The sequence below is a fragment of the Meiothermus ruber DSM 1279 genome, assembly GCF_000024425.1.
Classification (GTDB): domain Bacteria; phylum Deinococcota; class Deinococci; order Deinococcales; family Thermaceae; genus Meiothermus; species Meiothermus ruber.
This window is the reverse complement of record NC_013946.1, coordinates 802,914-824,569: the sequence shown is the minus strand read 5'-3', so window position 1 is coordinate 824,569 and position 21,656 is coordinate 802,914. Positions and strand designations below refer to the sequence as shown.

General features: G+C 64.4%; 24 protein-coding genes and 2 tRNA genes. 10 read left to right on the top strand and 16 right to left on the bottom strand.

Going from position 1 to position 21,656, the window contains the following annotated elements; all coding sequences use genetic code 11:
• Nucleotides 1-170: 170 nt before the first annotated feature.
• The 4 genes from MRUB_RS04235 to MRUB_RS04220 all read right to left on the bottom strand — a co-directional run bounded on the left by MRUB_RS04235 (nt 171) and on the right by MRUB_RS04220 (nt 2,936).
• Nucleotides 171-836, bottom strand: a complete 666-nt coding sequence (locus MRUB_RS04235) for a heme exporter protein CcmB (protein ID WP_013013120.1) — start codon at nt 834-836, stop codon at nt 171-173.
• 39 nt (nt 837-875) lie between these two features.
• Nucleotides 876-1,103 (bottom strand): DUF1653 domain-containing protein, encoded by a 228-nt coding sequence (locus MRUB_RS04230; RefSeq protein WP_013013119.1) that lies wholly within the window; start codon nt 1,101-1,103, stop codon nt 876-878.
• Between the two features lie 64 nt (nt 1,104-1,167).
• Nucleotides 1,168-2,304, bottom strand: coding sequence for an acetoin utilization protein AcuC (locus MRUB_RS04225; RefSeq protein WP_013013118.1), 1,137 nt, complete (start codon nt 2,302-2,304; stop codon nt 1,168-1,170).
• Nucleotides 2,301-2,936, bottom strand: coding sequence for a CBS and ACT domain-containing protein (locus MRUB_RS04220; protein ID WP_013013117.1), 636 nt, complete (start codon nt 2,934-2,936; stop codon nt 2,301-2,303). Before MRUB_RS04220 ends, MRUB_RS04225 begins: the two co-directional genes overlap by 4 nt.
• 79 nt (nt 2,937-3,015) lie before the next feature.
• On the opposite strand from MRUB_RS04220, the gene MRUB_RS04215 reads away from it, so the two are divergent.
• Nucleotides 3,016-4,674, top strand: coding sequence for a putative ABC transporter permease subunit (locus MRUB_RS04215; protein WP_013013116.1), 1,659 nt, complete (start codon nt 3,016-3,018; stop codon nt 4,672-4,674).
• Between the two features lie 230 nt (nt 4,675-4,904).
• On the opposite strand, the gene MRUB_RS04210 is transcribed toward MRUB_RS04215, so the two are convergent.
• Nucleotides 4,905-5,978, bottom strand: a complete 1,074-nt coding sequence (locus tag MRUB_RS04210) for a DNA adenine methylase (protein WP_013013115.1) — start codon at nt 5,976-5,978, stop codon at nt 4,905-4,907.
• Between the two features lie 96 nt (nt 5,979-6,074).
• On the opposite strand from MRUB_RS04210, the gene MRUB_RS04205 reads away from it, so the two are divergent.
• A complete protein-coding gene (locus MRUB_RS04205; protein ID WP_013013114.1) occupies nt 6,075-7,268 on the top strand; it encodes an acyl-CoA dehydrogenase family protein in 1,194 nt (397 codons plus the stop codon).
• 84 nt (nt 7,269-7,352) lie between these two features.
• Nucleotides 7,353-8,867, top strand: coding sequence for an IMP dehydrogenase (gene guaB / locus MRUB_RS04200; protein WP_013013113.1), 1,515 nt, complete (start codon nt 7,353-7,355; stop codon nt 8,865-8,867).
• A gap of 1 nt (nt 8,868) precedes the next feature.
• Here guaB and MRUB_RS04195 read toward each other — a convergent pair whose 3' ends face one another.
• On the bottom strand, nt 8,869-9,915 hold the full coding sequence (locus MRUB_RS04195; protein ID WP_015586439.1) for a C39 family peptidase: 1,047 nt from the start codon (nt 9,913-9,915) through the stop codon (nt 8,869-8,871).
• A 52-nt stretch (nt 9,916-9,967) separates the two neighbouring features.
• Here MRUB_RS04195 and MRUB_RS15525 point away from each other — a divergent pair, with 52 nt between their 5' ends.
• The gene (locus tag MRUB_RS15525; protein WP_015586438.1) at nt 9,968-10,192 is read left to right on the top strand and encodes a GDCCVxC domain-containing (seleno)protein; all 225 of its coding nucleotides are present in this window, start codon (nt 9,968-9,970) and stop codon (nt 10,190-10,192) included.
• Here the strand turns inward: MRUB_RS15525 and MRUB_RS04190 are convergent.
• The 7 genes from MRUB_RS04190 to MRUB_RS04160 all read right to left on the bottom strand — a co-directional run bounded on the left by MRUB_RS04190 (nt 10,186) and on the right by MRUB_RS04160 (nt 14,405).
• Entirely contained in the window at nt 10,186-10,650 is a 465-nt protein-coding gene (locus tag MRUB_RS04190; RefSeq protein WP_013013111.1) for an arsenate reductase ArsC, read from the bottom strand. The two genes, MRUB_RS15525 and MRUB_RS04190, sit on opposite strands and share 7 nt — an antisense overlap.
• Before the next feature lie 11 nt (nt 10,651-10,661).
• Nucleotides 10,662-11,126 carry an arsenate reductase ArsC gene (locus tag MRUB_RS04185; protein ID WP_013013110.1) on the bottom strand — a complete coding sequence of 155 codons (465 nt, stop codon included), beginning with the start codon at nt 11,124-11,126 and terminating at the stop codon, nt 10,662-10,664.
• 45 nt (nt 11,127-11,171) lie between these two features.
• Nucleotides 11,172-12,419, bottom strand: a complete 1,248-nt coding sequence (locus MRUB_RS04180) for an MFS transporter (RefSeq protein WP_013013109.1) — start codon at nt 12,417-12,419, stop codon at nt 11,172-11,174.
• A gap of 66 nt (nt 12,420-12,485) precedes the next feature.
• A complete protein-coding gene (arsN2, locus tag MRUB_RS04175) occupies nt 12,486-12,935 on the bottom strand; it encodes an arsenic resistance N-acetyltransferase ArsN2 (RefSeq protein ID WP_013013108.1) in 450 nt (149 codons plus the stop codon).
• 48 nt (nt 12,936-12,983) lie between these two features.
• Nucleotides 12,984-13,451, bottom strand: a complete 468-nt coding sequence (locus MRUB_RS04170) for a DUF6428 family protein (protein WP_013013107.1) — start codon at nt 13,449-13,451, stop codon at nt 12,984-12,986.
• A gap of 14 nt (nt 13,452-13,465) precedes the next feature.
• Nucleotides 13,466-13,807 carry an ArsR/SmtB family transcription factor gene (locus MRUB_RS04165; protein WP_015586437.1) on the bottom strand — a complete coding sequence of 114 codons (342 nt, stop codon included), beginning with the start codon at nt 13,805-13,807 and terminating at the stop codon, nt 13,466-13,468.
• Nucleotides 13,808-13,892: 85 nt separating this feature from the next.
• Entirely contained in the window at nt 13,893-14,405 is a 513-nt protein-coding gene (locus MRUB_RS04160; RefSeq protein WP_013013105.1) for a DinB family protein, read from the bottom strand.
• A gap of 36 nt (nt 14,406-14,441) precedes the next feature.
• Between MRUB_RS04160 and MRUB_RS04155 the strand changes: the two genes are divergently transcribed.
• Nucleotides 14,442-15,539, top strand: coding sequence for a DUF418 domain-containing protein (locus MRUB_RS04155; protein ID WP_013013104.1), 1,098 nt, complete (start codon nt 14,442-14,444; stop codon nt 15,537-15,539).
• Between the two features lie 12 nt (nt 15,540-15,551).
• Here the strand turns inward: MRUB_RS04155 and MRUB_RS04150 are convergent, their stop codons facing one another.
• Nucleotides 15,552-15,890, bottom strand: coding sequence for a heavy metal-binding domain-containing protein (locus MRUB_RS04150; protein WP_013013103.1), 339 nt, complete (start codon nt 15,888-15,890; stop codon nt 15,552-15,554).
• A 33-nt stretch (nt 15,891-15,923) separates the two neighbouring features.
• On the opposite strand from MRUB_RS04150, the gene MRUB_RS04145 reads away from it, so the two are divergent.
• Together MRUB_RS04145 and MRUB_RS04140 are read left to right on the top strand one after the other, a co-directional pair.
• Nucleotides 15,924-16,649 carry a (Fe-S)-binding protein gene (locus MRUB_RS04145; RefSeq protein ID WP_013013102.1) on the top strand — a complete coding sequence of 242 codons (726 nt, stop codon included), beginning with the start codon at nt 15,924-15,926 and terminating at the stop codon, nt 16,647-16,649.
• Nucleotides 16,646-18,040 carry a LutB/LldF family L-lactate oxidation iron-sulfur protein gene (locus tag MRUB_RS04140; RefSeq protein WP_013013101.1) on the top strand — a complete coding sequence of 465 codons (1,395 nt, stop codon included), beginning with the start codon at nt 16,646-16,648 and terminating at the stop codon, nt 18,038-18,040. The genes MRUB_RS04145 and MRUB_RS04140 overlap by 4 nt, the downstream gene beginning before the upstream one ends.
• Nucleotides 18,041-18,084: 44 nt before the next feature.
• Here MRUB_RS04140 and MRUB_RS04135 read toward each other — a convergent pair whose 3' ends face one another.
• On the bottom strand, nt 18,085-20,250 hold the full coding sequence (locus MRUB_RS04135; RefSeq protein WP_013013100.1) for a S8 family serine peptidase: 2,166 nt from the start codon (nt 20,248-20,250) through the stop codon (nt 18,085-18,087).
• Nucleotides 20,251-20,387: 137 nt separating this feature from the next.
• Between MRUB_RS04135 and MRUB_RS04130 the strand changes: the two genes are divergently transcribed.
• Entirely contained in the window at nt 20,388-21,014 is a 627-nt protein-coding gene (locus MRUB_RS04130) for a phosphoribosylanthranilate isomerase (protein ID WP_013013099.1), read from the top strand.
• On the opposite strand, the gene MRUB_RS16075 is transcribed toward MRUB_RS04130, so the two are convergent.
• Nucleotides 20,969-21,322, bottom strand: coding sequence for an SRA domain-containing endonuclease (locus MRUB_RS16075; protein WP_013013098.1), 354 nt, complete (start codon nt 21,320-21,322; stop codon nt 20,969-20,971). The genes MRUB_RS04130 and MRUB_RS16075 overlap by 46 nt on opposite strands.
• Nucleotides 21,323-21,396: 74 nt before the next feature.
• Between MRUB_RS16075 and MRUB_RS04125 the strand changes: the two genes are divergently transcribed.
• Nucleotides 21,397-21,473: transfer RNA gene (locus MRUB_RS04125), tRNA-Asp, on the top strand.
• Between the two features lie 45 nt (nt 21,474-21,518).
• Nucleotides 21,519-21,594: transfer RNA gene (locus MRUB_RS04120), tRNA-Phe, on the top strand.
• The last annotated feature ends 62 nt before the right edge of the window (nt 21,595-21,656 follow it).

Genomic DNA, 21,656 nt, shown 5'->3' with positions numbered 1-21,656 from the left:
TCCAGTCCTCTCCTTTATCTTCTATATGTATTCTGTACTGAAATAGATTAAGCGCCGTAAACCACGTTACATCATCGGCGAGCCGGGATATTTGAACATACCGTCCAGCACATTCAGATTACCCCGGTAGGGTAAGCGGGTAATTTACTCGCAGTAATAACGCCCATAACCTATCCCTCGAGCATGTACGGGAAAACCATCGCGCACACCGTCACATAGATCACGTCAAAGACCAATAATAAGCGAAGCCAGTCCAGAAGCTCGGCCACCGGAACGCCCTCGGCCAAGCCCTGGGTAAAGCGCACCGCAGCCAGCACCACCGGGATCACCAGGGGAAAAAGCAGCAGCGGCAGAAGCACCTCACGCCCCCGCAGGCGGGCCAGCATGCCAGCATAGAAGGTGGAGATGGCCGCATAACCCAGCGAACCCAGCAGCAGCACCACCAGGTACCAGCCCCAGTGCCGCAGCGGCAGATAGAATAACCCTGCCGCCAGGGACAAAAGCACCACCCCGACCAGGAGCATTAGAGCAAACTGAAACAGCAGCTTGCCAAAATAAATCCACTCCCGGCTACCGGGGGTCAGGAGCAGGTCGTCCAGGGTGCCGTCCTCGACCTCGAGGCCAAAGGCCCGTCCGGCTAGCAGGCTGCCGGCAAAGGCCAGGGCCACCCACAGCACCCCGGGGGCCGCTTTTCGCAGATCCTGAGGGTTGGGGCCAAAGGCCATGGCTAAAATAAAAAGCATCACCGCCAGAAAAAATACCGCCGAAAGGAGGCCCGTACGCCCCCGAAACTCCAGCACCAGGTCGCGCCAGGCCAGCCAGAAAATGCGCTGCACAGGGGTAAGGGTATCGGTTTGGCTGCCGCACGTAAAGGGTCAGGGTTCACTTCCCCCCACATAGCGGAAGCGGGGTACCCGCCTACCATCCACCTCCACATCTTCCAAAAACATGGCCAGCGGACGCACCCACAGGGTCTCGGGCTCCACACCGTAGCGGGTCTCGTAGACCACAAACCACTCCTCGGTCTCGGAGTGGCGGGCCAGGCCGTGTACCCAGTAGTACCGGCCCTTGTAGTGCTGGTATAGACCTGGTTGTAAATGCACGCGCCCACCTCGATGGCTGGAATTGCTCTTTATATATTAGCGTGCAGCATCCCCCAGGCCGCCCTTAGCTCCAGTAGGGCCGCACCGCCTCCAGCATCCGCTCGGTCACCTGGCGGTTGCGGCGCTCGATCTCGGCTTTGCGGGGAATCTCGGGGTAGGCGCCTTCGGGGTCGAAGAGGGTATGGGTCAGGAAGTGCCCGAGCTGGGTTCCCCAGCGCCTGAGCCAGGGTTCGGGGAGGTGGTCGGGCAGGGGCAGGCCTTGCAACGTGAGGTAGAGCAGGGCCCAGATGCGGCTGGTGGCATCCAGGCTGTAACCACCTCCCAGGGTGTAGACCGCCCGTCCCCCCGCAAAGGCCGCAGCGTACTGCCGCAGCAGGGGGAAAATTTTGGCGTAGGCCTGGGTGGTCAGCAGAATCTCGGCCAGCGGATCCTGAAAATGCGCATCGGCGCCGCACTGCACCACCAGCACGTCCGGGCGGAACCAGCGCAGGGCGGGCTCGAGGCCCATCTGCAAGACCTCGAGGTAAGAATCGTCCTCGGTAAAGGGCTCCAGGGGTATGTTCAGCTTGCGCCCGGTGCCCTGGGCCTTGCCGATCTCGTGGGTATGGCCGGTGCCGGGGTAAAGGTAGCGCCCCGACTCGTGAATCGAGAAGGTGAGCACATTGGGCTCGTCGTAGTGAATCCACTGCACCCCATCGCCGTGGTGTACGTCTATGTCAATGTAGGCCACCCGCAGCCCCTGCTCGGTCAGGTGGCGAATTGCTATCGAAAGGTCGTTGTAGACGCAGAAACCCGAGGCCAGGTCTTTTTGTGCATGGTGCAGCCCGCCCCCAAGCTGCAAAACTTCCCTGGCAGCCCCGCTCGAGACCATCCGGGCCGCGCTGAGCGTGCCCCCCACCAGCCAGCGGGCTGCCTCGTCCATGCCAGGAAAGATGGGCGTATCGGCGGTTCCAAGGCCGTAGTGGTCGAAGTCGGGTAAGGGCTCACCCCTTCCAGCAGCCTCAACCCGGCGTACAAACGACTCCAGGTGCACGCTGCGCACCTCCTCGCGGGTGGCCTGCGCAGGCTCGACAAACTGAAGCGGGGGGCCCAGGTGTTCCAGCAAGTCCAGTAGCATCTCCAGGCGCAGCGGGCTGAAGGGGTGCTGGGGCCCAAAGTTGTAAAGCTGGTACTGGGGGCTATAGACGACCGGAACGCTCATAAGCTCTTGCCGGGAATCTCAGGGGGCCACTGCACCTCAAACCCTTTCTGGCGCAGGCTCCGGGCAATTTTGCGCGCGTCCAGGGTATCCACCCGCACCACGGTGATCACGGTGCCCTCGCCGCTGGGGTAGGTCAGCAGGGAGTGGATGTTGATGTGCTGCTGGGCCAGCTCGCCGCTCAGGCGGGCCAGTTCGCCGGGCCGGTCGTCGAGGCAGACCTCGAGCCGCCCGCTGGGTTTTTCCACCCCGGTCAGCCGCAGGAGCGCATCCAGCAGGTCAATTCCGGTCACGATACCCACCAGCGCCTCGCCCTCCAGGATGGGCAGGGCCCCAATCTTGCGCTGGCGCATGACCCGCGCGGCCTCCTCGACCGGGTCGAGGGGGTCGCCCGTTATCACCGGCTGGGCCATCACCTGCCCGACCGGGGTGTCGGTGGGCTGGGCGCCCCCGGTGGCAAAAGGGCTGGTAGCCAGCCGGATATCGCGGTCGGTGATCATCCCCACCAGGCGGCCCTCCTGGGTTACGGGGATGTGCCGGATATTGCGCTGCAGCATCAGGTGGTAGGCCGCCTCGAGGGTCACCGCAACGTCCACGGTCAGCACCGGGCTATTCATTACGTCTTTGACCAGCATTTGCCTAAAGTCTAACGCAAAAACCAGGCCCGGTTGAACGCACCAAGCACCCCGCCTGGCTGGTCTAGACTGTGGACGGATGTTACGCCTGCGCTTGCAACTCCTGTGGAACGGGTTTCGCCAGGCCCCGGCCTCGGCCCTGGTGGGGTTGTTGCTGGGGGCGGTGCTGGCCTACGGGGCCTGGGCCGCCACAAGCTGGTTTCTGAACTTCATCTCCAACGAGCTCTTTGGCAGCAATGCCTTTGTAAACCGGCTGGCCGCAGCCTTCACCCGCGACGTACTGGTGGATCGCATCCTGGGCAGCCTGCTTCTAGTGCTCTCGAGCGCGGTGGTGCTCTCGGCCCTGCCCAACGCGGTGGCCGTCCTCTACACCTCGGAAGACCTGCCCCTGCACCTCACCCTGCCGCAAAAAGCCAGCCGGGTGTTTTTGTTCAAGGTGGGCGAGGTGTTCGTGACCACCGCCCTCTTGCCCATGCTGCTGGTGCTGCCGGTGCTCTTCGCCTATGGCGCACACTACGGCGCACCGCCCCTCTTCTTTCTGGGGGCCGTGCTGCTGATGCTGGCCCTGTTCGCCTTTCCGGTGGTGCTGGGGGTGGGGCTGGCCCTACCGCTGGTGCGCTTCGCCCCGGCAGGCCGGGCGCGGGAGTGGGCTGCGGCGCTGGGTGCGGTGCTGGGCGGGCTGCTCATCTTCCTGTTGCGGGCTCTGCGCCCCGAGGTGTTGCTGCAGACCAACTTCGCCAACCCCGAGGAACTCGACCGCTTCCTCCAGACCTTCCGCGACCCCACCGCCCCCTTCCTGCCCTCGGCTTTGGCCCAGCAGGCCCTCAAGGGGCTGGTGCGGGGCGAGATTGAAGCGCAGTTCTGGCTGCTGCTGGCCCTATCGGGGGGGCTGCTGCTCCTGGCGGGGCTGGTTGCGGGCTATGCCTACCAGCAAGGCTGGGTACGGGCCCTGGAGGGCACGGTGCGCGAGCGCGGTCTGGTGCGCCCCGGCCTGCTGGATCGCTGGACGATGAACAGCCGGGTGGGCGCGCTGTGGGCCCGTGATCTGCGGCTCTTCTTCCGCGATGCCAACCAGGCCGCCCAGCTCATCCTGGTGGGGGTGCTGGTGCTCCTCTATACCACCAGCCTGCAGTACCTGCCCCTGGGGGACACCCGCTTTCAGCTAGTGGCCGGTTTTCTGCACCTGGCCTTCCAGGGTTTTGTGATTGGCGGGGTAGGGGTGCGGCTGGCCTACCCGCTCCTGAGCCTCGAGGGCCCCGGCTACTGGATGCTGCAAACCGGCCCGGTCGCCAAACACACCATCCTGCTCACCCGCTTTGGGCTGGCCCTCTTCTTCCTGCTGCCGCTGGGCCTGGCCCTGGGCTACTTCTCGCCGCGGGTGATTGGCCTGGACGACAACCTCACCCAGGTATCGGTGGTGCTGGGCCTGGCCTCGGCCCTGACGGCGGCGGCCTTGGGGGTGGGGCTGGGGGCTGCTTTCCCCAAGTTCGACGCCGCCAACCCCGCCGAGGTGCCCATCGGGATGGGGGGGTTTTTGTACATGGGCTTCATGCTCCTGCACGCCGGGTTTCTGGTGCTGCTGGCCAGCCGCCCGGTCTACCTGGCCATCACCCAGCGCCAGACCAACTACCTAGCCAGTGGGGAGGGCCCCCTGTGGTTGTTGATTGTGGCAGCCGCGACCCTGGTTCCCCTGGTGCTGGCGCTATGGTTCGGCTACCGTCGAATGGGCGAAAGGTGAAACGGCGCTCGGACAACCGACAGGCCTCAAACGAACTGTTTTTTGCTGTAAACCAATGATACCGCTTTGGCTTGAATCCTTCACCGCCCTGCGTAGTCAGAGGCGAAGGATTCAAGCCGACCGAAGGAAGTAGAAAAGCATTTCGGTAGTATCGTTTAGGCTTGTCAAAGTAAACGATACCACCGAAATGCGTATGACAAGATCGAGGGGGCCCAAATAAGCAGCACCCTTCAGAAAAGCGATAGCTGAAGGGCCTCGGTGTGGTCGGATAGGGCGTTGTACACCCTCCGGCTGTGGGTCGCCACAAACAGGTACTCGTGGTTTTCGGTGTGCGAGACCCGACCCACCTTTTCGCCCCGGGGGTTGTAGATACCGATGCGGGCCCCCACATAGCGGGCGTGAGGGCGGGTGAGGCGGCGCACAAAGCCCCAGTGGCGGAGCATCTCCTCAATTTCCTCGGCGGCAAAGAACCCCTCGTTGTTGAACGAGACCACCAGATGCTGGGCCTGGATGCGCCCCAGCAGGGTTTGCATGGCTTCCCTGGCCTCGCGCTTGGAATTGAAGGGGCTTTTGCGTTCCTGTACGTCTTTGCGCTTGTTGGCTACGCCGTAGGTCTGGGGTTTGTCCCAGCGCACCAGGGTCTCCCACACGTGGTAGTTGCCCAGGTAGGAGTGCTGGTTGTAGGGGGGGTCGAGGTAGAAGAGGTCGGCTTCCAGGTGGGCGGCCACCTCGAGCGCATCACCCTGCAGGGCCTGGCCGGGGCCGTTTAGCAAGGGGGGGTAGTCCAGGTGCAGGTCGTTGTGGGCGCGGGGGGCCCATCGCTTCAGGTAGGCCATCTGTATGCCGGTGGTGGAGTCTACCCGGTCGGCGGCCAGCATCAGGCTGGTGAGCAGGATGGCCCGCAGCAGGGGGTCGCCCCCGGCCTCGGTCTCGAGCCCCTCGCGGATGGCCTCGATGCGCGCGCCGTTTTTGGGCTGAAAATAGCGGGCCTTCTCGCAGTAGTCCTGGGTAAACCAGCCCTGGCGGGGGGGCAGGGATTGCAGCCTGTCCAGGATGGGCTGAACGCGCTCCTGGCTGTAGGTGCGCGCGTCGGCCTCGACCAGCGCCTGGGCCAGAATGTACGCATAGGTCATGAGATCGTTGCTGATGACATAAAACCCTTTGGCTTTGAGCGCGTGCCCCACTCGAGCACTACCCGAAAACAGATCCACCACCGTACGGATGGGCACTTGGTGGTGAATGGACTGGATGGTTCCGGTAATCCAGGGAAGCAAAGCCCGTTTTGAGCCGATGTACTTGATCATGCAATTCCCTCGATGCAGGCGAATCTGGGGATTTCATCAAGACACCCCACAATACCACGCTATGGTTGCGGTAGAATTGGCCCTCGAGGTCTCCATATGTTCGACTTTTACCAGGTAGCCGAGCTGCTCACCCCCGAAGAGCGCGAGATTCAAAAAGCCGCCCGAAAGTTCCTCGAGGCCGAGGCGTTGCCCCACATTGCCGAGTGGTGGGAGAGCGCCGAGTTTCCGGTGCACCTGATCCGAAAGTTCGGCGAGATGGGCTTTCTGGGCACTACCATCCCCACCGAGTACGGCGGGATGGGGGCCAGCAGCGCCGCCTATGGGGTGATCGGCTACGAGCTCGAGCGCATCGACTCCGGCCTGCGCAGCTTTTGCAGCGTGCAGAGCAGCCTGGTGATGTACCCCATCTGGGCCTATGGCTCCGAGGAGCAGAAGCGCGAATACCTGCCCAAGCTGGCCACCGGCGAGTACGTGGGCTGCTTTGGCCTGACCGAAGCCGACGGCGGCAGCGACCCCGACGCCAACATGAAAACCCGTGCCCGGCGCGACGGCGGCGATTACGTGCTGAACGGCTCCAAGATGTGGATTACCAACGGCAACCTGGCCCACATCGCCATCATCTGGGCCAAGGACGACGAGGGCGTGGTGCGCGGCTTTATCGTGCCCACCGATACCAAGGGCTTCAGGGCCAACAAGATTCAACACAAAGCCTCGCTAAGGGCCTCGGTTACCAGCGAGCTGGTGCTGGAGGACGTGCGCGTGCCGGCCAGCGCCATGCTGCCGGGGGTGAAGGGCCTCAAGGGGCCGCTTTCCTGCCTTACGCAGGCCCGCTTCGGCATTGCCTGGGGGGCGCTGGGGGCGCTGGAGGCGGTGTACACCGAGGCGCTCGAGTTCGCCAGGAGCCGCAGCACCTTTGGGGCCCCCATCGCCAGCCGCCAGCTGGTGCAGGAAAAGCTGGTGCGCATGGCCGCCGACCACACCAAGGGCCTTTTGCTGGCCTGGCGCCTGGCCCAGCTCAAGGACGCCGGAACCCTCAAGCCCGCGCAGGTGAGCCTGGGCAAGCGCGACAACGTGCGGGCCGCGCTCAACGGCGCCAGGGCAGCCCGTGAAATTCTGGGTGGCAGCGGGATTACCCTGGAGTACCACAGCATCCGTCACATGCTGAACCTCGAGACCGTGGACACCTACGAGGGCACCCACGACATCCACACCCTGATTCTGGGCCGCGAACTGACCGGCGAGAACGCCCTGGGCGAGAGCCCCAGGAAGGAAGTGGTGGGCTCGAGGTAACCGTCCCCCCGCACCGAGCAGGGATCAGCCCTGCTCACGGGGTGTATTTTTGGTTTTATCCAGGGCTGCTATACTGCTAGGAATATGCTCGAGACCCCTAGCAAACCCCGCCCCAGAACCGAAAAAATCCAACAAGAAGGCCTCACCTTCGACGACGTGCTGCTCATCCCGGCTTACTCGGAGGTGCTGCCCCGCGATGTGGACACCCGCACCCGCCTGACCCGCAAGCTCTGGCTCAACATCCCCATCATCTCGGCTGCCATGGACACCGTCACCGAGGCCGAGATGGCCATCGCCATGGCCCGCGAGGGCGGCCTGGGGATCATTCACAAAAACCTGAGCCCCGACGAGCAGGCCGCCATGGTGCGCAAGGTCAAGCGCAGCGAGGCCGGCATGATTCAAGACCCGGTCACCCTGGCCCCCAACGCCACCCTGGAAGACGCCGAGCGCCTGATGCGCGAGTTCAAGATCGGGGGGCTGCCGGTGGTGGATTTTTACGGCAAGCTGCTGGGCCTGGTCACCAACCGCGACCTGCGCTTCGAGCGGGACATGGGGCGGCTGGTTGCCGAGGTGATGACCCCGGTGGAACGCCTGGTGACCGCGCCGCCCGGCACCATCCTGGAGGAGGCCGAGCAGCTATTGCGTCAGCACAAGATCGAAAAACTACCCCTGGTGGATCACGAAGGGCGGCTCAGGGGCCTCCTGACCCTCAAAGACCTGACCAAGCGCCAGAAGTTCCCCTTCGCGGCCAAGGATGCCCAGGGCCGCCTGCTGGTGGGGGCGGCGGTGGGGGTCTCGAAGGATCTGGAAGCCAGGGCTCGAGCCCTGGTGGAAGCCGGCGTGGATGTGCTGGTGCTGGACAGCGCCCACGGCCACAGCCGGGGTATTCTGGAGGCCCTTAAGCAGCTCAAACATACTTTTGGCGAGGCCGTGCAGATTATCGCCGGTAACGTAGCCACCGCCGAGGGCGCACGCGCCCTGGCCGAGGCTGGGGCCGACGCGGTCAAGGTGGGGATTGGGCCGGGCTCCATCTGCACCACGCGGGTGGTCACGGGCGTGGGGGTGCCGCAGATTACCGCCATTATGGAAGCGGTGGCGGGCCTCGAGGGCCTGGACGTGCCGGTGATTGCCGACGGCGGCATCAAATACTCCGGCGACGTAGCCAAGGCCCTGGCCGCCGGGGCCCACAGCGTGATGCTCGGCTCCATGCTGGCCGGCACCCAGGAGGCCCCCGGCGAAGAGGTGCTCAAGGATGGCCGCCGCTACAAGCTCTACCGGGGCATGGGCAGCCTGGGGGCCATGCGCCAGGGCTCCGCCGACCGCTACTTCCAGGAGTCCGGCAGCAGCGCCAAGCAGCTCGAGGCCAAAAAACTCGTACCCGAGGGCATCGAGGGCATGGTGCCCTACAAGGGGCCGGTGGGCGACGTGCTCTACCAGGTGGTGGGGGGCCTGCGGGCCTCGATGGGCTACTGCGGCGCGCCCGACCTCGAGACCTTCCGCACCCAGACCCGTTTTACCCGCATCTCCAACGCCGGCCTGATCGAAAGCCACCCGCACGGGGTGATTATTACCAAGGAAGCACCGAACTACTCGAGGTAGCCTAGCGGTTGCCTTGTGCCCGCAGGTTCTGCAAAGCCGTTGCGGCCTCGAGGTAGCCGGGTTTGTAGCGCAGCGCGGCCTGAAAATCGGCCCTGGCCCCTTCCAGGTTGCCCAGGGCTTTGCGGGCCAGACCGCGCCAGTAATAGCTCTCCTCGTGGTCGTTAATACGGCCCAGCACGTCGTTGGCCAGGGTGATCACCTCCTGGTAGCGCCCGGTTTTGAAGTAGGCCTCGTAGGGGCCAAACTGGTACCAGAGCATCCGCCAGGGCCAGTGGCTCACCGCGTTGGCCGGGCGGCGGGGGTCGAGGGTGCGGTTCGGCGCAATCTGCCGCGAGCGGTCGTAGGCCCTGGCCGCCTCCTCGGCATTGCCAAGCCGTAGCAGGGTGCTGCCCAGGTTGAACCAGGCGAAGGCGTTGTGGGGGCTGGCCTGGGTTTCGCGCCGGGCCAGCTCGAGGGCCAGCCGCAGTTCGGTCGGCCCGTTCATCCGGCTCCCCAGCAAGGTGGCAAGCTGCGCCTTGCGGCTGGGGGGATAGACCACCAGATAGGTGCGGTTGAACACCTGCCACAAAGCGTCCATCTCGCCATAGCGCAGCGTTACCTTGGGGCCGTAGTAGCTATCGAAGGCGTTGAAGTGGCCCAGGCGGTCGTTGTAGCCCACCAGCAGGCGGTAGTGGCCCATCCCGCCGTGGTCGGGGGTCACAAACCAGGTCTCGATAATCACCGGAAAGCCCCCGGCCAGGAGGCGTTTAAGCAGGCCCAGATCGCCGGCTACCCCCGCGTGCACGCCAAACCCCTGCTTGCGGGCGAAGGCGACCATCTCCTCGGGGCTTACGTTTTTGTCGTTCTTATTGGGCTTGAGCACCGGGGCAATCTGGTACTGTGTAAGCGACCCCCCCCAGTAGCTCAGGGCCATGCCCAGCGTGGCCGGGCCGCAGTTGTTGTAGCGTTGGTACTCGTGCCTTGCGCCCGATAAAAAAACCGAACCCGGCTGGGCCAGGGCCAGGCTCATGAAAGCGGCCAGGGTGAGGGCTGCTCGAGGTAGAAGCACCCATGTATTATGGCAGACCCAGCCTATAGCAGCGGCGATCTACAATACACATGTGCCGATTCTGAGCGCCACCCTCCGCTGCCCCTCCTGCGGCCACGCTGCGCTGCTCACCATGCCGGAAGAGGCCTGCCAGCGCTTTTACCAGTGCGAGCAGTGCGGCCACTGGATGCGACCCAAGCCGGGGGACTGCTGTGTGTTTTGCAGCTACGGGGACGTGCCCTGCCCGCCCAAGCAGAGGGCGGCCCGTTCACGCTCAAAAGATAAGAGGGGTCAGTGAGTGGAGGTGGTGCGGGGCAGGATATTCTGCTGCTCGAGTTCCCGCAACCAGCCGCGAATTTTAGCGGCGATCTGATCGCGCACGGCGCGGAAGCGCTCGAGCCTAATTTCGTCGGGCCCCTGGGCGGCGCTGGGGTCTTCGAAGGGCCAGTAGAGCCGGTAGGTGCTGAAGGGGAAGAGCGGGCATTCCTGTTCGGCCCGGTCGCAAACCACAATCAGGTAGGTGAAGTTGTACTTACCACCCCAGTACTCCATCAGGCTTTTGGCGTACTGGCCTTCCATATCCAGGCCCATCTCCGCGAGCACCTGGCGGGTGAAGGGGTGGATCTCGCTGGGGTGCAACCCGGCGCTATACACGTCCAGATGCGCCCCCGCATAGTGGCGCAGCAGGGCCTCAGCCATCTGGCTGCGGGCCGAGTTGTGGCTGCACAAAAACAGCACCGAGGGCTTGCGTTTCATCTCTACCTCCTTCAGGTTGCCCGCGTAAGCCCGGCGGCCTCGAGCAAGTCGGCCTCGGTGGGGATTTGGCCTTGCTGGAGGCTTCGGATCAGGTGCTCGGACATCCGGCCCAGGGCATCGCGCACCCTGCGCCATTCCTCCAAACCTTTACCCGAAGGGTCGGGGAAGGACACGTGCAGCCGGTGGGTTTTGGCCGGGTAGGCCGGGCAGTTTTCGGCAGCCGCATCGCAGACGGTAAGCACCAGGTCAAAGTTCCAGGGGTCGGGCAGATCGAAGAGGGTTTTGGAGGTATGCCCGCCCAGGTCGATGCCCACCTCCTGCATTACCGCGATGGCCTCGGGCTTCACAAAGGTCTGCTCGGTGCCCGCCGACCAGACCTCGCCGGGGAAGCCCAGGCGGCTGGCCCAGTAGCGCAGCCACCCTTCGGCCATCTGGCTGCGGGCCGAGTTGTGGGTACAGAGCACCAGAATACGCACAGTTGAACACTATTGTCTCAAAGTCAGGGCTGTGTCAGCCAGCCGTCATCCAGTCAGGCCCTGGGTGGTTTTGGGCTGGGCCAGCGCGATGGCCAGGGCCGAGGCCGCGGCCAGCATTGCAAACACCCATAGCACGGCGTTGTAGCCGCCGGTGAGTTGGTGCAGCGCGCCGGCTGCAAAGGGGGCGATGGTCTGGGCAACTGCGATGATGGAGGTCATGCTGCCGTTGATGCTGCCGTAGTGTTGGGCTCCGTAGGTCTCGGCAATCAGGGCCGGTTTGGCCAGGGATATCGAACCGTTGGCCAGCCCAAAAAAAAGCACAAAGGCCCAGAGCCCAGTACCCCCAGACAATCCCAGCAAGCCCAGCAGGCCCAGGGTGTAGCAGCCCATAAAAGCCGCACTGAGGTAAAAGGGCGAGACCTTTTGGCTAAAAGGGGTATAGGCGATCCGACCGGCCAACTGCATCACCCCGACCATCCCGGCGGCGGTGGCGGCCAGGGCCGGGCTGTAGCCCTTCTCGAGGAGCAGGGGCACCATGTGGGCGGTGAGGGCGATGCTGGTGGCTCGGGAAAGGGAAAATCCCAGCGAGAGCCACCAGAACGTAGACCCGCGCAGGGCCTCCTTAACGCTCACGCTGGGTTCTGGCAAGGGGCGGCTCGAGCTGCCCGCAAAAAGCTCACCGTCAGGTCGCTGCCCAATGTCCTCCGGGCGGCGTCGCAGAACCAGGGCGTGCAGGGGGATGGTGCCCAGGGCAAAGATGAGGGCCAGTACCTCCAGCGCCCCGCGCCAGCCCACGGCCTGCGCCAGCCAGGTGCTAAGCGGCACGAAGATGGTGCTGGCCAGCCCGGCCATCAGGGTGACGACCAGCATGGCCCGGGGGCGGTAGCGGCGGAACCAGACCGCCAGCACCGCGAAAGCCACCTCGTAGAGCACCATGGCCATGGCCAGGCCCAGGCCCGCCCAGAGCAGGTAAAACACCGTGAGGTTTTGCACCTGGGCCCAGCCCCAGACCAGCAAAGCGCCCCAGATGGAGCCCGCGGTCATGAGGCCTCGAGCCCCGTGCCGGTCGAACCAGCGCCCTACCGGAAAGGCGGCCAGCCCCGAGACCAGCAAAGCCAGCGAAAAGGCCGCCGAGGTCTCGGCCCGGCTCCAGCCCAGCTCGGCCTCCATGGGCTTTACGAACACCCCAAAGGCGTAGTGCAGCACCCCAAAACCAATGGTCTGGGTCAGGGCCAGGGCCCAGGCGATGCGCCAGCCATAAAAACCGTTGGGAGACGGTAAGAAACGGGCCATGCGTTGCGCCTACCGCACCACCAAAGGCTACAGTTTGACCGTCGGCATGAAACTTAAGCGCGGGCCCTAGTCTTCGGATGGGGGTGTCAGCGAGAGGGTCATGGCGATGGCGGTATCGGGGCAGGCCCCCTGGAGTTCCTGGGAAGCCAGCAAGGCAGCGGGTAGCTCGGCGCGTGGAACCACGGCAAAACCGAAGCGGCTGAAAAAATCCGCGGCGGTCTCGGTGAGGAGCGAGAGCGAGGTGAGGTTTTTGTAGCGGGCCAGATCCAGCATACCCTCGGTGAGCTTGGCCCCAATTCCCATCCCGCGGTATTCCTCGGCCACCACCAGCGAGCGCAAAAGGCCGCTGCCCTGGTGGGCCTCGAGGCCCGCGCAGCCCACCACCTTGTCGCCCTCGAGGGCCAGCATAAAGTTCAGGATGTGATCTTCCAGGCCGGCTTGCGGCAGGCCAGCAGCGGCCAGCAGGGCCCGCACTTCGGGTAGGTCACTCGAGGTCGCGGTGCAGTAAGTAATCATGGTTCCTCCAGGGTATTGCCCAGATAGCGCATCACAAAAAGCCGCGCACTACTTTTGGGCCGCCTCCAGCTCGAGCGCCTTTGGCCCGCAACAGTCCGAAGCCCGGTCGCAGGCCTTGCAGGTCACGCCGGGCGGGGTCAGGCGCACCACCAGATACTCGCCCTGCAAGCCCACCTTTCCCACGTGGTAGCGCACGGCAGGCTGCACAGCATCGCCGTACTCGAAGCGGATCTCGGCCTCGCCCCGCACCGGCACCGAGGCCGCCACCCGGCGGTAGATGCCGAGGAACTTCTGCACGGTCATGAACTCGGGGGGGTCGACAGGGCCCGGCCCCATGAGCTGCACCACCGTCTCGCGCCAGAAGCTGGCCCGCCCGCCGCAGTCCATGCTCTCGTAGGTCACGTTCATCACCTCGGTGACGTGGTAGCCGGGGGCTAACCTCTGGCCGTCGGCCTCGAAGACCAGGGGCCTGTCCGGGTGCATAGCCAGGGCGTTCAACAGTTCCTGTGTGGTCATGGGTTTCTCCTTTTCTAGCCGCCGATGGCGGGCAAAAATTCCTTCACCAAGGCGAAGCCCTGGGGGTCGATCTGGTAGTACATCCACCTGCCCCGCTTCTGGCCCCTGACCAGCCGGGCCGCGACCAGGCACTTCATGTGGTGCGAGACGGTGGGCTGGGAAAGCCCAGTGACGGCCTCGAGGTCGCAGGCGCACACCCCCGGCTCGGGGCCACAGCATGCGCCCTGGGGATTCTTGGCCAGGTGGGCCAGAATCCTGAGCCGGGCCGGGTCGGAGAGGGCCTTGAAGACCTCGGCAGCAGCCTCTAGCTGGGCTTCGCGTGAATCCGTCTCGGGGTGCAGGGAAACCGGGGTCATGGGTTCACTATACATTGATAAATCTAAATCTGTCAATGTATGTAGCAAGAACTATCCGCTTGGGCGAACCCAGCCCCAGCCCTGCCTACCGGTTTTTAGCCTCCCACAGCTTGCGGGTGGTAATTACCTGGCCGGCGTGGTGCTGGGCATGGGCCGCAATGTGGTCGAGCACGTACACCGCTTTGACCGGATGAGGGCCCACCTGAACGGTGCGCATGAGGTCTTCGTCCCGCAGGGCCTGCAAACCTTCCCGCACTTGCTTAAAGTTCTGAGCGAACTCGGCCAGCACCTCCTCCGGGGCCCGCCCGCTGGGGGCCATCTCCTCGGCAGGCCGGATGCGCAGGGCCTCAGGGATCTCCTGGCCCGTGCCCCGTAGTAGCAGGCGGTAAGACGATCCACCGATGTGGCGCACCAGGCCCCCAATGGGGTTGGCCTGGGGGGCCGGTACCCACCAGAAGCCCTCCGGGGTGAGGCCCGTGGCCCATTTTTGGATGGTCTCCTCAACTTCTTCCAGGTTTCGCAGCCAGACCGATACCAGCCAGTGCACACCTTCTATCTCGCCGCGCAAAAAGGGGGCCAACTGTGGAGGTGTTTGCATACACCCCAATTGTACGCCTTCCCGTAGAATCCCCCCATGCAACCCCTTGCCCCAAACCAGCGGGATGTTTTCCTGGACGCCCTGCGCGGGCTGGCCCTGGTGGGCATCCTGGCGGTCAACCTCGAGCACTTCGCCGGGGTTGGCCTGTATGCCGCTCAGCATGGAAACCCAGCGCACTACACCCTGGGCCGTGAGATTCTGGCCTTTTTCTTCAGCGGCAAGTTCTATACCATCTTTGCCATTTTGTTTGGGCTGGGCCTGGCCTTGCAGTACCGGCGTTTCGTCTCGGCAGGCCTGGAGGCCCGTGCGCTGCTGCGTCGCCGCCTGGGGTGGCTCCTGGGGGTGGGGGCCCTGCACGGCCTCTTGCTGTTCGAGGGCGACATCCTGGGCACCTATGCCCTCCTGGGTCTTTTCAGCCTGCGCTACCTGGGCCAGGCACACCGGCTTCTGGACATCACCAAGTTCTTGCTGGCGGGGTATGTCCTGTATGGCCTCTTCGTGTTCTTTTTGCGCGATATGGCGCCCGTTCCGGGCAGCGCCGAGGTATTTGCCAGCGGAAGCTTCTGGGCGGTCAGTATGGCCCGGCTTGAGACCTGGCTGGGTAGCACGGTGCTGGGCTCGCTCCTGTTCGGGGCCGAGCTGGTGGGCTTGTTTTTACTGGGCAGCTACCTGGCCCCGTGCTGGCAGCGCATCGGGCCGGCCACCCTCTGGCGGGTGGTGGCGCTGGGGCTGCTGGTGGGCATTCCGGTTAACTGGTACAACGCCCAGCACCCCGATCTTCAGCCCCTGCGCGGGCTAGGCGGGCTGGCCTTTGCACTGGTTTATATGGCCCTGTTTCGCCTGTTCTGGCCCCGGCTCGGCCTGCTACACCCCCTGCGCTACGCAGGCCGGATGCCCCTCAGCAACTACCTGCTGCAATCGCTCGCCATGAGCCTGCTGTTCTACGGCTACGGGCTGGGGCTCTACGGGCAGGTGAGCCCCATCTGGTTCCCGCTCATCGCGGTGGGTTTTGTGATGTTGCAGGTGGCCCTGAGCCGGTGGTGGCTCGAGCGCTTCGGACAGGGGCCGCTGGAATGGTTGTGGCGCAGGTTCACCTACGGCCCGGCTGGCTCGAGCCACCCAGACCGGCCATGAAAACACCGCTGCTCAGTACTTGCGGCTGGCTTTTACCGCGGTTCCGGAGGCCGTGACCATCAGCATGTTGCCCTGGCCGACGGTCTCGTAGTCTACGTCTATGCCAATCACCGCGTCGGCCCCGCGGGCGATGGCGGCCTGCTCGAGCTCCTCCAGAGCAATCTCGCGGGCCTTGCGCAGCTCGGCCTCGTAGGCCCCGCTGCGGCCCCCCACGATGTCCCGCACCGAGGCCAGGAGGTCGCGGAAGATGTTGGCCCCCACAATGGCCTCGCCAAACACCACGTCCAGGTACTCGGTAATCTGGTAGCCCTCGAGCTGGCTCGAGGTGGTTAGGGTGATCTTGCGTCGCATAGCTCTCCTCCCCCGGCTATAATCTACAGCATCATGCAAGTGGCCCTTTTCGTCACCTGTCTGACCGACCAGTTTTTCGCCGAGGCAGGGGTGGCGGCGGTGCGGCTTTTGCGCCACCTGGGCTGCACGGTTCACTTCCCCCAGGGCCAGACCTGCTGCGGCCAGCCCGCCTACAACGCGGGCTACTGGGCCGAGGCCCGCCAGGTGGCCGATCATACGCTGGAGGTGCTCGAGGGCGCCGAGTACGTGGTGCTGCCTTCCGGCTCCTGCACCACCATGCTGCGAACCTTCTACCCCGAGCTCTACCGCGACCAGCCCAAAAGGTTCGCCCGGGCCCTGGCTTTGAGCCAGAAGACCTTTGAGCTCTCCGAGTTCATCGTCAAGGTGCTGGGCATTAGCCGCCTGGGCTCGGGCCTGACGGGCAGACGCATTGCCTACCACCACGGCTGCCACGCCCTGCGCGAGCTGGGCCTCAAACAAGAGCCCCTGACGCTTTTGCGCAACGCCGGGGCCGAGATCGTGGACTGGGCCGCCGCCGAGGAGTGCTGCGGCTTTGGCGGGCTGTTCTCGGTCAAGCTGCCCGAGGTGGCCTTAGGCATGGCCGACCGCAAGCTCTCCACCCTGCCCAACGGACAGGTGGATATGCTCACCAGCACCGATGCCGGCTGTATGCTGCACCTGATGGGGCGCGTGCAGAACCAGAACCTTAACCTGCCCGTGCGCCCGCTGGCCTCGGTCTTGTGGGAGGCGGTGGGATGAAGCTAGCCGCCAACCGGTACCCCCAGGAAGCGGCTCGAGTCCTGCGCGAAGAGCCCCAGGTGCGCGAGTCGGTGACGGGGGCCACCCTCAACTTCGACAGCAAGCGGCGGCAGGCCTACGCCGAGGTGGAGGCCGAAGCCTGGCGGCACTGGGCCGAAGGGGTCAAGAACCACCTGCTGATGCACCTGGACAGATACCTGCTCCAGGCCGAGGCCCGGCTCACGCAAAACGGGGTGCAGGTGCACTGGGCCGAGGACGCCGACGACGCCCGGCGCATCGTGGCCGAGATCGCCCACAAGGGTGGGGTGCGCAAGGTGGTCAAGGCCAAGACCATGGTCTCGGAGGAGCTGGGCATCAACCCCATGCTGGAAGGGATGGGCCTCGAGGTGCTCGAGACCGACCTCGGCGAGTACATCATCCAGCTCCTCAACCAGCCGCCCTCGCACATCGTGGGGCCGGCCATCCACCTGAACCTCGCCCAGATTCGCCAGCTCTTCCATCAGCGCTTCCAGACCCCTCCCGAGGCCAGCCCCGAGCAACTGGCCGCCGTGGCCCGCAGCCTGCTGCGCGAGGGCTTTCTAAAAGCCGATATGGGCATCTCCGGGGCCAACTTTGTGGTGGCCGAGACCGGCACCCTGGCCCTGATCGAAAACGAGGGCAACATAAGGCTTTCCACCTCGGCCCCGCGCATCCACGTGGCTTTGGTGGGCCTCGAGAAACTCCTGCCCCGCTTCTCCGACCTTGCGATTTTCTTGCAGCTCACCGCCCGCGCCGCCACCGGGCAACGGCTGGGAACCTTCGTCTCGCTCATCCAGGGGCCACGCCAACCCGATGAGCCCGACGGCCCCGAAGAGGTGCACGTGGTGTTTGTGGACAATGGGCGCAGCAGCGTGCTGGCCGACCTCGAGGCCTGGGAAACCCTGCGCTGCGTGCGCTGCGCGGCCTGCCTGAACGCCTGCCCGGTCTACCGCCAGACCGGCGGGCACGCCTACGGCTACGTGTACAGCGGCCCCATCGGGGCCATTCTGTCGCCGGGGCTCGTAGGCCTGGAGGAAACCAAACCCCTCCCCTACGCCTCCTCGCTGTGCGGGGCCTGCTTTCAGGCCTGCCCGGTGCGCATCCCCATCCCCAAGCTGCTGCTCACCTGGCGCAACCGCGCGGTGGCAGAGGGTCTGACACCGAGGCTCGAGGCCGCCGCCATCAAAGGCTTTGCCCTGGCCATGACCCAGCCATGGATGTACCGCTTGGCCAGCAAGGCCCTGCGCCTGCTACCCGAAAAAGCCCTGGACAACAGCATCCTGCCGGTGATAAAGGCCTGGACCGAAGGCCGGGCCGGTCTCAAACCCAGCCCGAAAAGCTTTCAGCAGATGTGGGAGGCCGGAGAGGTTTGAACCAAAACCTCCCCCATCGGGGGAGGCGAAGCGTGGTTTTGGCCCTAGCGCCGGTAAAGCTGTCGCAGACTGGGCAGCAGGGAAACCCCCTCCAGGCCGGGCAGCCGTAGGTTCTGCGTACCCTGCACCACCGACAGGGGTACGTTGATGTTGTTGGCGGTGGGGCGTACCAGGAGCAGATCGCCATCGGCATTGGTATAGCCTCCAAGGTAATCCCCCGGCGTAATGTCGTCGTCACCATCCAGGTCTTTCCAGGCAATCACAACATAATCGCCACCCGCCAGGTTGTTGAACTGATAGGGTGCACTCAGGCCTGTCTGGCTGATACTCACAATCGCCGATTTCTCGAGGTCAATGTCGTTGCCTGCAATATACAGGGCAAAGACCGCCGTACCCTGCACGGTGGGCGGGGGCGCAGCCGTGCCTACCCTCAGGGCAAGCCCCACCGAGCGGTTGATGCTGCCGCCACTGCCGTTGATGGTAAGGTTGTAGGTTCCAGGGGTCGGGCTACCGCTCACCTGTAGACGCAGGGTGCTGCTGTTGCCGGTGACACTGCTGGGGGTGAATTGCCCGCTCACCCCACTCGGAGCGCCGCTCAGGGTCAGGCTGACGGCATTGGTGAAACCCGCAATGCGTGCGATGCTGACGCTTATATCCACGCTGCTGCCCGAGGTGGGGCTCAGGGTGGCCGAGGTGGGGCTCAGCACCAGGGTGAAGCTCGGCGTCACGTTGCCTACAGCATTGACGGCGGCTTGCGCATTAACCAGGCCCGCACCACAGTCGCTGCTGGTCAGGGTGGGGAAGCTGGGGGCGATCTGATCCGATGGGCGGCCCGTGCAACTGGCCCCGCTCAGCGGCACCGCCGTGCTCTTGAGAATGTCCAGCGCCTCCGAATAGGTCAGGTCGGGGCGGCGCGCTTTCATCAGGGCTACCAGGCCCGCCACATGCGGACTGGCCATGGAGGTACCCTGGTAGAAACCATAGACGAATTGGTTGTCCCCTGTTTTCGTATCGTCCTTGAGCGGGCTTAGCACCCCATCTACGTAGCCGTCTGCGTTACGGTCAGTGGATGTATCCCCACCCGGCGCCATAACGTCTATGCGTGGGCCATAGTTGGAGTAGTAGGAGCGAAAACCCCGGGTCTCGGTAGCCCCCACGGTAACGACCCCGCTGCAGCTGGCCGGGGTGAAACCGGAGGCATTTTCGGCGCTGTTGCCAGCCGCCACCACAATGATGGGCCGCTGGGGCTGGGCGGCGGCCTGGTTGATGGTATCCTGCCAGGCCGGTGTACAAGTACCCCGGCCCCCCAGGCTCATATTGACCACCGCCGCCGGATTGGGGTTGGCAGGCACGCCCGAAACCGAGAGCCCCACTGCCCAGCGAAGGGCCGCGATAATGTCGGCATCGCTGCCCCCACCCACGCCCAGGGCACGGATGTGCAGCAGGCGGGCCCCCCAACTAACCCCCGCCACACCCAGATTATTGTTGGTGGCCGCCGCAACCGTTCCGGCCACGTGGGTGCCGTGATAGCCGGTCAGGGCCTCTTCAGGTACATCGCGTGCTACGTTGCCGGTATCCTCGGGGTTGTTGTCCCGCCCATCGCCATCGTTGGCAATTTGCGGGTTGGAGATGAAGTCGTACCCCAGGATGGGTTTGGGGATATCGGGGTGGGCTCCCACGATGCCCGAGTCTATGACCGCTACCACCACGGTAGGATCAACCCCATCTTCGATATCCCAGGCGGCAGGCAGGTTGATGGCCGGATAATGCCACTGAAGGTTATAAAAAGAATCGTTGGGGGTTTTGAAAGCCTGGCGGATGTAGTTGGGCTGGGCGTAGAGCACATCGGCGCGGCGGGACAGGGCCTGGACGACCTCGAGGGTCTGAGGTTTGCCGGCAACACCCCGGAAGAGCGCCATGCCCTGGGTGTCCAGGTCTTCTACCCGCTGTAGCTCCACCCCGGCCACCTGGAGGCGCCCAACCGTTTGCAGGCTCACCCCCGGCCGAAACTTGACAATCACCTCTCCGGGCACAAAATCGGTTTCACTGGTTTGGGCAAAGGGCCTTTGCGAGACCTGGATGGCCCCGGTCTGACCACCCCCCGAAATAAAGCCCACCAGGCCCGAGATGCTACCGGAGGCAGGGCCCCCATCCCCACAAGCCACCAACAGAGCAACCACCAGCAGCATCCACACACGCGATACCCTCATCGGCCCTCCTCCTGAGCGCGGCTATACCCAACAGTTACATTGCACAACAGCTTTATTGCACATCTACCGTTACTTCACCGTTACATTGAGCCCCTCATGTGATTGAGACAAAGGTAAAGTATGAGACACTAAAACCCATGGTGCGTGCCAAGATTTGTGGGATTACCCGGCTAGAGGACGCTCTGCTGGCCGAACAGCTTGGGGCCTGGGCCCTGGGCTTTATTCTGGCCCCCGGAACCCCGCGCTACCTCGAGCCCGCGCAAATTCGGCCCATCAGCAGGGCCCTGGGGCCTTTTATCGTTCGGGTCGGGGTCTTTGTGGACACACCTCCCGAAGAGGTGTTAGAGCAGATGGAGACGGCCCAGCTCCAGGTGGCCCAGCTCCACGGCCACGAACCGCCCGAGTGGGCCGAGCACATCCGCCAGTTCTACCCGGTCATCAAGGCCTTTAAGCTGAAAGGCCCGGCCCAACCCGACTGGCTCAGCTACCCCGCCGATGCCCTCATGGTGGACGGGGCACGCCCCGGCAGCGGACAGGGCTACCCGCTGGACTGGATCGCGCCCCTTCAGCAACACCCCCGGCTGATTATCGCCGGAGGCCTAACGCCCGAGAATCTGCCCGCGGCCCTGGAGTTAGCCCCCTACGCTGTGGACGTGAGCAGCGGGGTGGAGGCCGCCCCCCGGCTCAAAGACCCCCACAAGCTCCGGGCTTTTCTGGCTCAGGTCGCAGCCGTCAACGGAACCAACCGGAACCAGTACACATAGCGGCGCTCGGACTCTTCCCACCGATACTCCACGCTTTCTACAAGAAACCAGCCACAATCACGCCAGCAGTTGGTTCGCTCACGAAGGTACACCCGCATAGGAGACTGGGCAGCCAGGGCCCGAAGCAGAGTCCGGTTCCCCCCTGTTGGCTGCTGGTTTCCCGAGAGCCCCTCGCCTGGGTACAGGATGGAGCCGTCGGGCAGGAAGCGGTTTTTGTAGCCGGACTCGCCCCGATCCACCAGGAGGCTGCGTGAACCTATCCCCCGCCGGGTTTGGTGCTTGGCGAGTACTTCTTTCCAGGTCAGCATGCTTGACACCCAACAGGCCAACCGCTATTATCCTATGTGCCTGTTCGGACGACTCCGACGCAGTGCCACAACCTGCTCCGGTGGTGTAGTTGGTTAACATACCCGCCTGTCACGTGGGAGATCGCGGGTTCAAGTCCCGTCCGGAGCGCCAAATTTACGCCGAGCGCAAGCAAAACCTGTGCTCGGCGTAAACCACGCCAAGGTAGCTCAGTCGGTAGAGCATGCGACTGAAAATCGCAGTGTCGGCGGTTCGATTCCGCCCCTTGGCACCAGTTCAGGACGCAAAAACCCGAGGGCTTGCACCCTCGGGTTTGCGTTTGACCCCACGTTTTGA

What these genes read in the sequence shown, in the direction of transcription:
- MRUB_RS04225 (WP_013013118.1), bottom strand. Translation starts at nt 2,304, where the DNA reads ATGAGCGTTCCGGTCGTCTATAGCCCCCAGTACCAGCTTTACAACTTT.
- MRUB_RS04220 (WP_013013117.1), bottom strand. Translation starts at nt 2,936, where the DNA reads ATGCTGGTCAAAGACGTAATGAATAGCCCGGTGCTGACCGTGGACGTT.
- MRUB_RS04215 (WP_013013116.1), top strand. Translation starts at nt 3,016, where the DNA reads ATGTTACGCCTGCGCTTGCAACTCCTGTGGAACGGGTTTCGCCAGGCC.
- MRUB_RS04210 (WP_013013115.1), bottom strand. Translation starts at nt 5,978, where the DNA reads ATGATCAAGTACATCGGCTCAAAACGGGCTTTGCTTCCCTGGATTACC.
- MRUB_RS04205 (WP_013013114.1), top strand. Translation starts at nt 6,075, where the DNA reads ATGTTCGACTTTTACCAGGTAGCCGAGCTGCTCACCCCCGAAGAGCGC.
- guaB (WP_013013113.1), top strand. Translation starts at nt 7,353, where the DNA reads ATGCTCGAGACCCCTAGCAAACCCCGCCCCAGAACCGAAAAAATCCAA.
- MRUB_RS04190 (WP_013013111.1), bottom strand. Translation starts at nt 10,650, where the DNA reads ATGAAACGCAAGCCCTCGGTGCTGTTTTTGTGCAGCCACAACTCGGCC.
- MRUB_RS04180 (WP_013013109.1), bottom strand. Translation starts at nt 12,419, where the DNA reads ATGGCCCGTTTCTTACCGTCTCCCAACGGTTTTTATGGCTGGCGCATC.
- arsN2 (WP_013013108.1), bottom strand. Translation starts at nt 12,935, where the DNA reads ATGATTACTTACTGCACCGCGACCTCGAGTGACCTACCCGAAGTGCGG.
- MRUB_RS04170 (WP_013013107.1), bottom strand. Translation starts at nt 13,451, where the DNA reads ATGACCACACAGGAACTGTTGAACGCCCTGGCTATGCACCCGGACAGG.
- MRUB_RS04165 (WP_015586437.1), bottom strand. Translation starts at nt 13,807, where the DNA reads ATGACCCCGGTTTCCCTGCACCCCGAGACGGATTCACGCGAAGCCCAG.
- MRUB_RS04160 (WP_013013105.1), bottom strand. Translation starts at nt 14,405, where the DNA reads ATGCAAACACCTCCACAGTTGGCCCCCTTTTTGCGCGGCGAGATAGAA.
- MRUB_RS04155 (WP_013013104.1), top strand. Translation starts at nt 14,442, where the DNA reads ATGCAACCCCTTGCCCCAAACCAGCGGGATGTTTTCCTGGACGCCCTG.
- MRUB_RS04150 (WP_013013103.1), bottom strand. Translation starts at nt 15,890, where the DNA reads ATGCGACGCAAGATCACCCTAACCACCTCGAGCCAGCTCGAGGGCTAC.
- MRUB_RS04145 (WP_013013102.1), top strand. Translation starts at nt 15,924, where the DNA reads ATGCAAGTGGCCCTTTTCGTCACCTGTCTGACCGACCAGTTTTTCGCC.
- MRUB_RS04140 (WP_013013101.1), top strand. Translation starts at nt 16,646, where the DNA reads ATGAAGCTAGCCGCCAACCGGTACCCCCAGGAAGCGGCTCGAGTCCTG.
- MRUB_RS04135 (WP_013013100.1), bottom strand. Translation starts at nt 20,250, where the DNA reads ATGAGGGTATCGCGTGTGTGGATGCTGCTGGTGGTTGCTCTGTTGGTG.
- MRUB_RS04130 (WP_013013099.1), top strand. Translation starts at nt 20,388, where the DNA reads ATGGTGCGTGCCAAGATTTGTGGGATTACCCGGCTAGAGGACGCTCTG.
- MRUB_RS16075 (WP_013013098.1), bottom strand. Translation starts at nt 21,322, where the DNA reads ATGCTGACCTGGAAAGAAGTACTCGCCAAGCACCAAACCCGGCGGGGG.